8 protein-coding genes are annotated in these 13,640 nt (G+C 70.8%); 4 read left to right on the plus strand and 4 right to left on the minus strand.

Annotated features, from left to right (window positions below; all coding sequences use genetic code 11):
- Positions 1-125 precede the first annotated feature (125 nt).
- Entirely contained in the window at positions 126-2,954 is a 2,829-nt protein-coding gene (secA, locus tag ADK86_RS09930) for a preprotein translocase subunit SecA (RefSeq protein WP_053696238.1), read from the plus strand.
- Positions 2,955-3,044: 90 nt separating this feature from the next.
- Here the strand turns inward: secA and ADK86_RS09935 are convergent, their stop codons facing one another.
- Positions 3,045-3,566, minus strand: coding sequence for an Rv3235 family protein (locus ADK86_RS09935; RefSeq protein ID WP_053696239.1), 522 nt, complete (start codon positions 3,564-3,566; stop codon positions 3,045-3,047).
- 286 nt (positions 3,567-3,852) lie between these two features.
- Between ADK86_RS09935 and ADK86_RS09940 the strand changes: the two genes are divergently transcribed.
- Both ADK86_RS09940 and ADK86_RS09945 read left to right on the plus strand, forming a co-directional pair.
- Positions 3,853-4,359 carry a DUF6912 family protein gene (locus ADK86_RS09940; protein WP_003982185.1) on the plus strand — a complete coding sequence of 169 codons (507 nt, stop codon included), beginning with the start codon at positions 3,853-3,855 and terminating at the stop codon, positions 4,357-4,359.
- Positions 4,360-4,833: 474 nt separating this feature from the next.
- Positions 4,834-5,526, plus strand: coding sequence for an HAD family hydrolase (locus ADK86_RS09945; protein WP_053696240.1), 693 nt, complete (start codon positions 4,834-4,836; stop codon positions 5,524-5,526).
- A 77-nt stretch (positions 5,527-5,603) separates the two neighbouring features.
- On the opposite strand, the gene ADK86_RS09950 is transcribed toward ADK86_RS09945, so the two are convergent.
- Positions 5,604-6,170 carry a DJ-1/PfpI family protein gene (locus ADK86_RS09950; protein ID WP_003982183.1) on the minus strand — a complete coding sequence of 189 codons (567 nt, stop codon included), beginning with the start codon at positions 6,168-6,170 and terminating at the stop codon, positions 5,604-5,606.
- A 543-nt stretch (positions 6,171-6,713) separates the two neighbouring features.
- Here ADK86_RS09950 and ADK86_RS09955 point away from each other — a divergent pair.
- Positions 6,714-11,690 (plus strand): NAD-glutamate dehydrogenase, encoded by a 4,977-nt coding sequence (locus tag ADK86_RS09955; protein ID WP_053696241.1) that lies wholly within the window; start codon positions 6,714-6,716, stop codon positions 11,688-11,690.
- Between the two features lie 94 nt (positions 11,691-11,784).
- On the opposite strand, the gene ADK86_RS09960 is transcribed toward ADK86_RS09955, so the two are convergent.
- Together ADK86_RS09960 and ADK86_RS09965 are read right to left on the minus strand one after the other, a co-directional pair.
- Positions 11,785-12,624: an ABC transporter ATP-binding protein gene (locus ADK86_RS09960; protein ID WP_053696242.1), complete on the minus strand. Its 840-nt coding sequence runs from the start codon at positions 12,622-12,624 to the stop codon at positions 11,785-11,787.
- Positions 12,617-13,564 (minus strand): ABC transporter permease, encoded by a 948-nt coding sequence (locus ADK86_RS09965; protein WP_053696243.1) that lies wholly within the window; start codon positions 13,562-13,564, stop codon positions 12,617-12,619. The genes ADK86_RS09960 and ADK86_RS09965 overlap by 8 nt, the downstream gene beginning before the upstream one ends.
- Positions 13,565-13,640: the final 76 nt, after the last annotated feature.

Here is a 13,640-nt window from a genome sequence, read left to right on the forward strand (position 1 = left end):
CCTTTACGATGGCCGTTGCGGCGGGGCCTGCCCCTTGGAAAAATGCCGCGCCCGCGCACCCTCCCCCTGCCTGCGGCGGGGGGTACCCCCAGCGCCAGGCCCGACCGGCAAGGAGACCAGCCCAAGTGTCCGTCTTCAACAAGCTCATGCGTGCAGGCGAAGGAAAGATCCTGCGCAAACTGCACCGCATCGCGGGCCAGGTCAACTCCATCGAGGAGGACTTCGCGGCCCTCTCCGACGCAGAGCTGCGGGCGCTCACCGATGAGTACAAGGAGCGGTTCGCCGACGGCGAGTCGCTGGACGACCTGCTGCCCGAGGCGTTCGCGACCGTCCGTGAGGCCGCCAAGCGCGTGCTCGGCCAGCGCCACTACGACGTCCAGCTGATGGGCGGCGCGGCCCTGCACCTGGGTTACGTCGCGGAGATGAAGACCGGTGAGGGCAAGACCCTGGTCGGTACGCTCCCGGCGTACCTGAACGCGCTCTCCGGCAAGGGCGTGCACCTGATCACGGTCAACGACTACCTGGCCGAGCGCGACTCCGAGATGATGGGCCGGGTCCACAAGTTCCTCGGTCTCACGGTCGGTTGCATCCTGGCCAACATGTCGCCCGCGGAGCGCCGCGAGCAGTACAGCCGCGACATCACGTACGGCACGAACAACGAGTTCGGCTTCGACTACCTGCGCGACAACATGGCCTGGTCGAAGGACGAGCTGGTGCAGCGCGGCCACAACTTCGCGATCGTCGACGAGGTCGACTCGATCCTGGTCGACGAGGCCCGTACGCCGCTGATCATCTCCGGTCCCGCGGACTCCGCCACCAAGTGGTACGGCGACTTCGCCAAGTTGGTGCAGCGTCTGAAGAAGGGCGAGGCCGCCAACCCGCAGCGCGGCATCGAGGAGACCGGCGACTACGACGTTGACGAGAAGAAGCGCACGGTCGGCATCCACGAGTCCGGTGTGACCAAGGTCGAGGACTGGCTGGGTATCGACAATCTGTACGAATCGGTCAATACGCCGCTCGTCGGGTACCTGAACAACGCGATCAAGGCCAAGGAGCTGTTCAAGCTCGACAAGGACTACGTCGTCATCGACGGCGAGGTCATGATCGTCGACGAGCACACCGGCCGTATCCTCGCCGGCCGCCGCTACAACGAGGGCATGCACCAGGCGATCGAGGCGAAGGAAGGGGTGGAGATCAAGGACGAGAACCAGACGCTCGCCACGATCACCCTCCAGAACTTCTTCCGCCTCTACGACAAGCTGTCCGGTATGACCGGTACGGCCATGACCGAGGCCGCCGAGTTCCACCAGATCTACAAGCTGGGCGTCGTGCCCATCCCGACGAACCGGCCGATGATCCGCAAGGACCAGGCGGACCTGATCTACCGCACCGAGGTCGCCAAGTTCGCCGCGGTCGTCGAGGACATCGTCGAGAAGCACGAGAAGGGCCAGCCGATCCTGGTCGGCACCACCTCCGTGGAGAAGTCCGAGTACCTCTCCCAGCAGCTCGACAAGCGCGGTGTGCCGCACCGGGTGCTCAACGCCAAGCAGCACGACCGCGAGGCGTCGATCGTCGCGCAGGCCGGCCGCAAGGGCGCCGTCACGGTCGCCACGAACATGGCGGGCCGTGGTACGGACATCAAGCTCGGCGGCAACCCCGACGACCTTGCCGAGGCCGAGCTGCGCGCCCAGGGCCTGGACCCGGTCGAGCACGTCGAGGAGTGGGCGGCCGCGCTGCCCGCCGCCCTGGAGAAGGCCGAGGCCGCGGTCCAGGCGGAGTTCGAGGAGGTCAAGGAGCTCGGCGGGCTGTACGTCCTCGGTACCGAGCGCCACGAGTCGCGCCGTATCGACAACCAGCTGCGCGGCCGCTCCGGCCGCCAGGGCGACCCCGGCGAGTCCCGCTTCTACCTCTCCCTCGGCGACGATCTGATGCGCCTGTTCAAGGCCCAGATGGTCGAGCGGGTCATGGCCATGGCCAACGTCCCCGACGACGTGCCGATCGAGAACAAGATGGTGACGCGCGCCATCGCCTCCGCCCAGTCGCAGGTCGAGCAGCAGAACTTCGAGACCCGTAAGAACGTCCTGAAGTACGACGAGGTCCTCAACCGGCAGCGCGAGGTCATCTACGGCGAGCGCCGCCGCGTCCTGGAGGGCGAGGACCTCCAGGAGCAGATCAAGCACTTCATGGACGACACGATCGACGCCTACATCCAGGCGGAGACGGTCGAGGGCTTCGCGGAGGAGTGGGACCTGGACCGCCTGTGGGGCGCGTTCAAGCAGCTCTACCCGGTCAAGGTGACGATCGAGGAGCTGGAGGAGGAGGTCGGCGACCGCGCCGGGATCACCGCCGACTTCATCGCCGAGGCCGTCAAGGAGGACATCCACCTCCAGTACGCGGCCCGTGAGGAGCAGCTCGGCTCCGACATCATGCGCGAGCTGGAGCGCCGTGTGGTGCTGTCCGTACTGGACCGCAAGTGGCGCGAGCACCTCTACGAGATGGACTACCTCCAGGAGGGCATCGGCCTGCGGGCGATGGCCCAGAAGGACCCGCTGGTCGAGTACCAGCGCGAGGGCTTCGACATGTTCACCGCCATGATGGAGGGCATCAAGGAGGAGTCCGTCGGCTACCTGTTCAACCTGGAGGTCCAGGTCGAGCAGCAGGTCGAGGAGGTTCCGGTGGCGGACGCCGAGGAGCGGACCTCGCTGGAGAAGGACGCGCAGGACGCGGTGCCCGCCGGCGCCGGCCGCCCGGAGATCCACGCCAAGGGCCTGGAGGCCCCGCAGCGCCCGGACCGGCTGCACTTCTCCGCGCCGACCGTGGACGGCGAGGGCGGTGTCGTCGAGGGCGACTTCACCAGCGAGGACGCGGCCCCGGCCCGCTCGGAGTCGGACGGCCTGACGCGCGCCGAACGCCGTAAGGCCCAGAAGAGCGGCGGGCGTCGCCGCAAGAAGTGACGTGATCGGCGCTCGACGGAGCGCGTGGGGCCGGGGCGCCGTGGCATCGAGCCGCGGCGCCCCGGCCTGTGTTCCGCGGCGCCCGGCGGCTCACCAGACCGGGCTGGACGGGCCGATGTCCAGGGCGGCGCAGCGCCACCGGGCGTCGCCGCCCCGCTCCAGCCGGAAGGCGAGGGCGCGCAGCCGCTCGCCGGAGGCGATGCGGGCGAACGCCTCGATGACGTCCGGGCGCGGCCGGCACAGGCCGCAGTGGCGGACCGCCGGGGCCGGTGCGCGGCGGCCCGCTCCGGAGGCGGTGGGCCGCAGCGGCGCCTGCGGGGCCAGCTCCACGAGACGGTCGTACGCGGCGGGCAGCGCGTGGCCCAGCAGGGCGTGCACCGGGCGCCGGCCACTGAGGGTGAGCAGCAGCTGCTCGGCGAACCAGTCGTGCGGCGCGGGCGGGGAGGCCCGGAGCCGGCCGGCGGAGGCCGGGGCGGTACGCGGCCCGGCCGGTCGCCGGGAGTCGTGGCGCCCTGGTGGGCCGGTACGGGGACGGCCCGGCCCTGTGGAGGCGCCCCTGAGGGAGCGGGTGCGGGTGGGCGTGCGGGTGTCGGACTGGGTGGTGACGGTCATGGTGGGCCCCCGTTCGGCCGGCCCGGTGGATACCGGGCAGTAGCTTCGGTGGGGTTCTTCTACCGACGGCGCGACGGCAGCGGCAAGCGCCTGCGATCGGTCCGCGTGCCGGTCCGCGGATTCACCCGTTGGGGTGTGGCGGTGGGTGCTAAGGGCGCGTGGTGGCCCGCGCATGGTGCCGGGCGGCGCCGGGGTGGCAGGCGCCGGAGCACGGCGGGGAACGCGCGCCCGTATGCTGGCCGGGCAGATTTTTCCAGGACCGGCGAAGTGAGCGGAAGCGGCAGCCATGCGCGTGTATGTCCCCCTGACCCTGCCCGGACTCGCGGCGGCGCACGAAGCCGGGGAGCTGGGCCCCGGCCCGCTGGACGCCTACGCCGTCACCCCCGCGCTGCGCGAGTGGTACGTCTCCGACGACATCGAGGAACTGGAGTACGCGGCGCTGAACCGGGCCGCGCAGGGCTCGCTGCGCCGGCTCGCGGCCGACCCGCAGGCCCCGCGGCGCCGGGTCGTGGTGGCCGTGGACGTACCGGACGGCGCGGCCGTCGCCGACCCCGACCGCGGCCTGGACCAGGCGGCGCTGGGCGAGGTACGGATCGCGGGGCCGGTGCCGATGGCGAAGGCCGCCGCGGTGCACGTGGACTCCGACGACGCGGCCGAGGACGTCGCGGCGGCCGCCGACGCGCTGGGCGCCGCCGACCTCGGCGACGACGACGCGCGGTTCACGGTCGACGGCGCCGAGGACCACGAGCTGATGTGGTTCGGCGTACAGGAGATCCCCAACCTGATCGCGTGACGGCCGGCGGGCCCGAGGGGGCCCTGTCGGCCAGCAGGCCCGTGGGATCCCTGCCGATCTGCGGACGCGTGGGGTCCCTGCCGGCCCGCGGGCCCGTGGGACCTCCTGTCGGCCCGCGGGCCCGTGGGATCCCCTGTCGGTTCGCGGACCCGTCGGATCCCTGCCGGTCCGCGGACCCAGGGGCCCCTGCCGACCCGCGGCCCCGTGGGATCCTTAACGGCCCGCGGCCCCCTGAGACCTCCTGCCGGCCCGCAGGCCCATGGGACCCCCTGTCGGCCCGCGAACCGTCGGACCCCTGACGTCCCGCAGGCCGGTGGGCCCCCTATCGACCCGCGGCCCCGTCGGACCCCCGACGACCCGCAGGCCCATCGGATCACCGACGCCCCACGACCCCATAGGCCCCCCGACGCCCCACAGCCCCATGCCGCCCCCGCCCATGACTGGCCTGTCAGTGGTCCCGGGTACGGTTTTGGCATGGGGTCGAACGTGACGCACATCGTCTGGGACTGGAACGGCACGCTCTTTCACGACACCGACGCGGTGATGGGCGCGACCAACGCCGCCTTCGCCGAGCTCGGGCTGCCCCCGATCACCCTCGAACGCTACCGGGAGCTGTACTGCGTCCCGGTGCCGCGGTTCTACGAGCGGCTGATGGGCCGGCTTCCGACGGAGGACGAGTGGCTGGTCATGGATGAGGCGTTCCACCGGCACTATGCCACCCACCGGCCCGCCTGCGGGCTCGCCGAGGGTGCGGAGGGGCTGCTGGAGAGCTGGCAGCGGGCGGGCCGCAGCCAGTCGATCCTGAGCATGTACGGACACGACGAGCTGATGCCGCTGGTGCGCGGCTTCGGCATCGCGTCGCGCTTCGTGCGCGTGGACGGCCGTACGGGCCCCTCCGGCGGCAGCAAGAGCGAGCACATGGTGCGCCACCTCGCGGCCCTGACCGCCGGGCCCGCCGCGCCGGACGGTACGGGCCGAATAGACCCGGCGCGTACGGTCGTGATCGGTGACGCGGTCGACGACGCCGTCGCGGCCCGCCACGCCGGGGCGCACGCGGTGCTCTACACCGGCGGTTCGCACAGCCGTGCCAGTCTGGCGGCCGCGGGGGTGCCGGTGGTGGACACCCTCGCGGAGGCGGTGGAGGCGGCCCAGGACATCGCCGCGTAGCCGTACGCCGTACGCCGGTCGGGCCCGCGGCCAGGCCCGGTCCGTGAGTCCCGCCCCGCGAGCCGCGGCCGGTACCCCTACGTGACCGGCGCCTTCGTCCGCAGCACCGCGATGAACTCGCGCATCCAGCCGGAGTGGTCCGGCCAGGCGCGGGAGGAGACCAGCGTGCCGTCGACGACGACCTCGGCGTCGCGGAAGGTGGCGCCCGCGCCCTGCATGTCCATTTCGAGGGCGGGGTAGGCGGTGACGCGGCGCCCGTTGAGTCCGCCGATGGCGGCGGTCAGCAGCGGGCCGTGGCAGATCTGGGCGACCGGCTTGTCCGCGTCGAAGAAGGACTTCACCAGCTTGCGCAGCTCGGGGTCGTTGCGCAGATACTCGGGCGCCCGCCCGCCGGGCACCACGAGGGCCGCGTACTGCCCCGGGTCCACCTCGGAGAAGGCCAGGTCGGCGGGCCAGGTGTAGCCGGGCTTCTCGGTGTAGGTGTCGAATCCCGGTTCGAAGTCGTGCACGACCAGGCGCAGCGTCTTGCGGGCGGGCGCCGCGATGTGCACGTCGTAGCCCTCCTCGCGCAGCCGCTGGTAGGGGTAGAGGACCTCCAGGGACTCCGCCGCGTCGCCGGTCACGATCAGGATCTTGGCGGCCATGCCGTCCACCTCCGCTGGGTTGCGTGACCCGCGCGGGCGTGCTGTTCATCACATTCGCGCGCGGATCGACCGCTCCTCGGTGTCCCGCTCAACGTCCTCCGGATCGCCGTGCTTGCCAAGCCCCCGCGGGATACCGTGGGATTCCAGGGGTGGCGCCGCCGCGTCGCGTCGCTGTCCGGATCGTCAAATTTCGGCTAGTGGTTTTGTACACAGCTGGACCATGACGGCACCCGTACCGAGAGCGATAGCCTTGCATCGTGATCAGCGCGATAACCCGCGGGGGCACCGAGGCCCTCGCCCTGCGCCCGGAACAGCAAGGCGGCCGGGCGACCGCTGATCGTTGCGACCGCGGCCGTACGCCGGCTCCCTGTGGAGCCGCGCCCCACGGCCGGGTCATCGCACATCGCGGCACAGTGTCGTCTTCGACCGGACTCTTCCCCGCGCTGTGGCGGGGGAACCCTCACCGGTCGCTCCGGTGCTGTGCAGCTTCCACGGATCTCATCCACGACGTCACGCAACGGCGCGCGACAGGAGCCAGAGGACATGCAGACCAAGCTGGACGAAGCCAAGACCGAGCTGCTCGCGCGGGCCGCCCGGGTCGCTGAGAGCAGCCCGGCCGGGGGACAGGCACCGGTACAGGGCCTCGACCCGGACACCCTCCTGGGATACCTCCAGCGCTACTACCTGCACACCGCGCCGGAGGACCTCACCGGCCGTGATCCGGTGGACGTCTTCGGCGCCGCGCTCTCCCACTACCGGCTGGCCGAGAATCGCCCCCAGGGCACCGCGAACGTCCGGGTGCACACCCCGACGGTCGAGGAGAACGGCTGGACGTGCAGCCACTCCGTCGTCGAGGTCGTCACCGACGACATGCCCTTCCTCGTCGACTCGGTCACCAACGAGCTGTCGCGTCAGGGCCGCGGCATCCACGTCGTGATCCACCCGCAGGTCATCGTCCGCCGCGATGTGACCGGCAAGCTGATCGAGGTCCTCGACAACACGTGCGACGCGCACGGCACGACCGGCAAGGACAAGTCGGGCAAGGGCAAGGGCAAGGACCTGCCGCACGACGCGCTGATCGAGTCGTGGATCCATGTCGAGATCGACCGGGAGACCGACCGCGCCGACCTCAAGCAGATCACCAAGGATCTGCTGCGCGTCCTGTCCGACGTGCGCGAGGCCGTCGAGGACTGGGAGAAGATGCGCGACGCCGCGCTGCGCATCGCCGATGAGCTGCCCACCGAGCCGACCGCCGACGACCTGCGCGACCAGGAGGTCGACGAGGCCCGCGAGCTGCTGCGCTGGCTGGCCGCCGACCACTTCACGTTCCTCGGTTACCGCGAGTACGAGCTGACCTCGGCCCCCGGCGAGACCGGCGACGAGGAGGATGTGCTGACCGCCGTGGCCGGCACCGGCCTGGGCATCCTGCGCTCCGACCCCGCGCACAGCGAGGGCGACGACGGCCACCCCGTCTCCCCGTCCTTCAACCGGCTCCCCAAGGACGCGCGCGCCAAGGCCCGCGAGCACCGGCTGCTGATCCTGACCAAGGCCAACAGCCGCTCCACCGTGCACCGCCCCTCGTACCTCGACTACGTGGGCGTGAAGAAGTTCGACGCGGACGGCAACGTCATCGGCGAGCGCCGGTTCCTGGGCCTGTTCTCCTCGGCCGCGTACACCGAGTCCGTACGCCGGGTGCCGGTCATCCGCCGCAAGGTCGCCGAGGTCCTGGACGCGGCGGGCTTCACCGCCAACAGCCACGACGGCCGCGACCTGCTGCAGATCCTGGAGACGTACCCGCGCGACGAGCTGTTCCAGACGCCCGTCGACCGGCTGCAGTCCATCGTCACCAGCGTCCTGTACCTCCAGGAGCGCCGCCGGCTGCGGCTGTACCTGCGCCAGGACGAGTACGGGCGCTACTACTCCGCGCTGGTCTACCTGCCGCGCGACCGCTACACCACCGCCGTACGGCTGCGGCTGATCGACATCCTCAAGGAGGAACTGGGCGGCATCAGCGTCGACTTCACCGCCTGGAACACCGAGTCGATCCTCTCCCGGCTGCACTTCGTCGTCCGCGTCCAGCCCGGCGCGACGCTGCCGGACCTCACCGACGCGGACGCCGAGCGCATCGAGGCGCGCCTGGTCGAGGCCGCCCGGTCCTGGGCCGACGGCTTCGCGGAGGCGCTGACCGCCGAGGTCGGCGAGGAGAAGGCAGCCGAGCTGCTGCGCCGCTACAACCACGCCTTCCCCGAGGGCTACAAGGCCGACAACCCGCCGCGCAGCGCGGTCGCCGACCTCCAGCACCTGGAGAAGCTGGACGCGGCGGCCGGCAGAGACTTCGAGGTCAGCCTGTACGAGCCGGTCGGCGCGGGCCCCGACGAGCGCCGCTTCAAGATCTACCGGACCGGTGAGCCGGTCTCGCTGTCCAAGGTCCTGCCGCTGCTGAACCGTCTCGGCGTCGAGGTCGTCGACGAGCGCCCGCACGAGCTGCGCTGCACCGACGGCACCACCGCCTGGGTCTACGACTTCGGGCTGCGCATCCCCGAGCGGATGAACGGCGACGACGCGCGCGAGCGGTTCCAGGACACCTTCACGGCGGTGTGGACCGGCCGCGCGGAGAGCGACAACTTCAACAAGCTGGTGCTGCGGGCCGGCCTGAACTGGCGCCAGGCGATGGTGCTGCGCGCGTACGCCAAGTACCTGCGGCAGGCCGGTTCGACGTTCAGCCAGACGTACATGGAGGACACCCTCTCCAACAACGTCCACACCACCCGGCTGCTGGTCAGCCTCTTCGAGGCGCGGATGTCGCCGGAGCGGCAGCGGGCCGGCACCGAGCTGACCGACGGGCTGCTGGAGGAGCTGGACGGCGCGCTGGACCAGGTCGCGAGCCTGGACGAGGACCGCATCCTGCGCTCGTTCCTGACCGTGATCAAGGCGACGCTGCGCACCAACCACTACCAGAAGAACAGCGACGGCGAGCCGCACGCCTACCTGTCGATGAAGCTCGACCCGCAGGCCATCCCGGACCTGCCGGCGCCGCGCCCGGCGTACGAGATCTGGGTGTACTCGCCGCGCGTCGAGGGCGTCCACCTGCGCTTCGGCAAGGTCGCGCGCGGTGGTCTGCGCTGGTCGGACCGGCGGGAGGACTTCCGTACGGAGGTGCTCGGCCTGGTCAAGGCGCAGATGGTCAAGAACACCGTCATCGTGCCGGTGGGCGCCAAGGGCGGCTTCGTCGGCAAGCGGCTGCCGGACCCGTCGGTGGACCGCGACGCGTGGCTGGCCGAGGGCATCGCCTGCTACAAGACGTTCATCTCCGGTCTGCTGGACATCACCGACAACCTGGTCGGCGGCGAGGTCGTGCACCCGGCGGACGTCGTACGGCACGACGAGGACGACACCTACCTCGTCGTCGCGGCCGACAAGGGCACCGCGACGTTCTCCGACATCGCCAACGAGGTGGCCGAGTCGTACGGCTTCTGGCTCGGCGACGCGTTCGCGTCCGGCGGCAGCGCCGGCTACGACCACAAGGGCATGGGCATCACCGCCCGCGGCGCCTGGGAGTCGGTCAAGCGGCACTTCCGCGAGCTGGGCGTCAACACCCAGACCGAGGACTTCACCGTCGTGGGTGTCGGCGACATGTCCGGTGACGTGTTCGGCAACGGCATGCTGCTCAGCGAGCACATCCGGCTGGTCGCCGCGTTCGACCACCGGCACATCTTCCTGGACCCGAACCCGGACGCGGCCACCTCGTACGCCGAGCGCCGCCGGCTGTTCGAGCTGCCGCGCTCCTCGTGGGCGGACTACGACACGAGCCTGCTGTCGCAGGGCGGCGGCGTCCACCCCCGTACCGCCAAGTCCATCCCGATCAACGCGCAGGTGCGGGCCGCCCTCGGCCTTGAGGCGGGTGTCAAGAAGATGACTCCCACCGACCTGATGCGCGCCATCCTCCGGGCGCCGGTGGACCTGCTGTGGAACGGCGGCATCGGTACGTACGTGAAGTCGTCGGCCGAGTCGCACGCGGACGTGGGCGACAAGTCCAACGACGCCATCCGCGTCAACGGCGAGGACCTGCGGGTGAAGGTCGTCGGCGAGGGCGGCAACCTGGGCCTGACCCAGCTCGGCCGGATCGAGTTCGACCGCAACGGCGGCAAGATCAATACCGACGCGATCGACAACAGCGCCGGTGTGGACACCTCCGACCACGAGGTGAACATCAAGATCCTGCTCAACTCGGTCGTCGCGGACGGTGACCTGACGGTCAAGCAGCGCAACAAGCTGCTGGCCGAAATGACCGACGAGGTCGGCTCGCTGGTGCTGCGCAACAACTACGCGCAGAACACCGCCCTCGCGCTCGCCCAGGCGCAGTGCGCCAGCATGCTCCCCGCCCAGGCGCGCTTCATCCGCCGCCTGGAGCGCGACGGGCACCTGGACCGGGCGCTGGAGTTCCTGCCCAGCAACCAGCAGATCAAGGAGCGGCTGAACGCCGGGCGCGGCCTGACCCAGCCCGAGACCGCCGTACTCCTCGCGTACACGAAGATCACGGTCTCCGACGCGCTGATCCAGACCGGGCTGCCGGACGACCCGTACCTCCAGCACCTGCTGCACGCCTACTTCCCCAGCGCCCTGCGCGAGAAGTTCGCCGAGCAGGTCGACGCCCACGCGCTGCGCCGCGAGATCGTCACGACGGTGCTGGTCAACGACACCGTCAACTCCGGCGGTACGAGCTTCCTGCACCGTATGCGGGAAGAGACCGGCGCCTCGCTCGAAGAGGTCGTACGGGCGCACACCGCGGCCCGCGCGATCTTCGGGCTCGGGACGGTCTGGGACGACGTCGAGGCGCTGGACAACACCGTCGCCGCCGACGTGCAGACCCGCATCCGGCTGCACTCGCGGCGACTGGTGGAGCGCGGCACCCGCTGGCTGCTCAACAACCGCCCGCAGCCGCTGGAGCTGTCGGAGACCATCGACTTCTTCGCGGACCGGGTGGCCGGCGTCTGGGCCGAACTGCCGAAGCTGCTGCGCGGCGGCGACCTGGAGTGGCACCAGCGCATCCTGGACGAGCTGACCGAGGCCGGCGTGCCGATGGAGCTGGCCACCCGGGTCGCCGGGTTCTCCTCGGCCTTCCCGGCGCTGGACATCGTGGCCATCGCGGACCGTACGGGCAAGGAGCCGCTGGCCGTCGCGGAGGTCTACTACGACCTCGGTGACCGGCTGCGCATCAACCAGCTCCTGGACCGCATCCTGGAGCTGCCGCGCAACGACCGCTGGCAGTCGATGGCCCGCGCCTCCATCCGCGAGGACCTCTTCGCCGCGCACGCGGCGCTGACCAGCGACGTCCTGTCGGTGGGCAGCGACTCCGCCACGCCGGAGGAGCGGTTCAAGGCGTGGGAGGAGAAGAACGCGGCCATCCTCGGACGCGCCCGCACGACACTGGAGGAGATCCACGGGTCGGAGGGCTTCGACCTGGCGAACCTCTCGGTCGCCATGCGGACGATGCGGACGCTGCTGCGTACGCACAGCTGACGCGCACCATGCCGTGACGGCGGCGCGGTCCGGTTCCTGCCGGGCCGCGCCGCCGTCGTTTGTCCAGGTGCCGTGCCTGCTTGTACCCGGCGCCCTACTTGGCGGACTTCTCGTACGCCGTGACGACCTCGTCCGTCGGGCCGTCCATGACCAGTTCGCCCTTCTCCAGCCACAGCACCCGGTCGCAGGTGTCGCGGATCGCCGTGTTGTTGTGGCTGACCAGGAAGACCGTGCCGGCTTCCGCGCGGAGTTCGCGGATACGGGCCTCGGAACGCTTCTGGAAGGCGCGGTCGCCCGTCGCCAGCGCCTCGTCGATCATCAGGACGTCGTGGCTCTTCGCCGCGGCGATGGAGAAGCGCAGCCGGGCCGCCATGCCGGAGGAGTACGTACGCATCGGCAGCGAGACGAAATCGCCCTTCTCGTTGATGCCGGAGAACTCCACGATGTCCGGGTAGCGGTCGCGGATCTCCTGGCGGGACATGCCCATGGCGAGCCCGCCGAGGACGACGTTGCGCTCGCCGGTCAGGTCGTTCATCAGGGCGGCGTTCACGCCCAGCAGGGACGGCTGGCCGTGGGTGTAGACCCGGCCCGCGGCGGGCGGGAGCAGCCCGGCCACGGCGCGCAGCAGCGTGGACTTCCCGGACCCGTTGGAACCGATCAGGCCGATCGCCTCCCCCTTGTGGGCGACGAAGGTGACGCCTTTGACGGCGTGCACCTCGCGCACCCTGGTGGAGGGCTTGCGGCGGACGATGCGCTGCAGGGCCGCGGTGGCGCTGCCCTTGCCGCTGCCGCCGCCGTGCACCTTGTAGACGATGTGGACGTTGTCGCAGATGACGGTGGGGGTGCGGTCGTCGGCGGTGCCGTATTCGGGTACGGAGGAGGGCGCGGGTTCGGATGCGGGGGCGGGCGGGTGCTTCACGGTGGTCTCAGCCACGGCCGTACTCCTCCTCCGCCTTCCAGAAGAAGACGTATCCGGCGACGCCCGCCAACAGGGCCCAGCCCAGGGCCAGCGGCCACACGTGCGGCGGCAGGTCCTGCGCACGCACCGTGTCGATCAGGGCGTAGCGCATCAGGTCGATGTAGATCAGGGCGGGATTGCAGTTCAGGGCGACCGAGACGATGTGCGGCGCGCTACCGGTGAACGCGGAGAGGTTGTAGAAGACGCCGGATACGTACATCCAGGTACGCAGCACGAACGGCATCAACTGCGCGGTGTCCGTGGTCTTCGCGCCGACCCGGGCCATGACCAGGGCCAGCCCGGTGTTGAAGACCGACTGGAGCAGCAGCGCGGGGATCATCAGCAGCCAGTGCCACGTCAGCGGCACGCCGCAGATCAGCACGATGGCCGCCAGCACCCCCATGGAGAACAGGAGTTGCTGGAGCTGGACGAGGGTGTACGCGATCGGCAGCGCGGCCCGCGGGAAGTGCAGGGCACGGACCAGGCCGAGACTGCCGGACACGGCACGGGTACCGGCCAGGACCGTGGACTGGGTGAAGGTGAAGACGAAGATGCCGGTGCACAGGAACGGGATGAAGTTCGGGATGCCGCGGCTGGTGTGCAGCAGCACACCGAAGATCAAGTAGTAGACGCCCGCGTTGAGCAGCGGGGTCACCACCTGCCAGAGCTGCCCCAGGCGCGCCGTGGTGTACGTGGCGGTCAGCCGCGCCGTGGCGAAGGCCGCGATGAAGTGCCGGCGCGCCCACAGGCGGCGGGTGTACTCCCGCAGCGGGGGCCGAGCGCCGCTGACGGTCAGCCCGTGCCGCTCGGCCAGTGCGCGTAGGCAGGGGTCGGGCGGGAGGGCGGTCGGGATCGCGGGTGGGGTTGTCGAGGGTCGGTGCGGTGGGGCGAGGGTTTGGGGTGAGGGGCTGGACATGGGGCTTGGTCGCTTCCGGGAGGCGGGAGGCGGGAGGTAGGAGGCGGGGTGAGGGGAGGGGGGTGGGGCGGGGGGG

Source organism: Streptomyces sp. NRRL F-5755 (genome assembly GCF_001279365.1).
GTDB lineage: Bacteria > Actinomycetota > Actinomycetes > Streptomycetales > Streptomycetaceae > Streptomyces > Streptomyces rimosus.

Bases quoted from the DNA above. Each gene is read 5' to 3' on its own strand.
- ADK86_RS09935 (WP_053696239.1), bottom strand. From the start codon at position 3,566: ATGACCGTCACCACCCAGTCCGACACCCGCACGCCCACCCGCACCCGC.
- ADK86_RS09940 (WP_003982185.1), top strand. From the start codon at position 3,853: ATGCGCGTGTATGTCCCCCTGACCCTGCCCGGACTCGCGGCGGCGCAC.
- ADK86_RS09945 (WP_053696240.1), top strand. From the start codon at position 4,834: ATGGGGTCGAACGTGACGCACATCGTCTGGGACTGGAACGGCACGCTC.
- ADK86_RS09950 (WP_003982183.1), bottom strand. From the start codon at position 6,170: ATGGCCGCCAAGATCCTGATCGTGACCGGCGACGCGGCGGAGTCCCTG.
- ADK86_RS09955 (WP_053696241.1), top strand. From the start codon at position 6,714: ATGCAGACCAAGCTGGACGAAGCCAAGACCGAGCTGCTCGCGCGGGCC.
- ADK86_RS09965 (WP_053696243.1), bottom strand. From the start codon at position 13,564: ATGTCCAGCCCCTCACCCCAAACCCTCGCCCCACCGCACCGACCCTCG.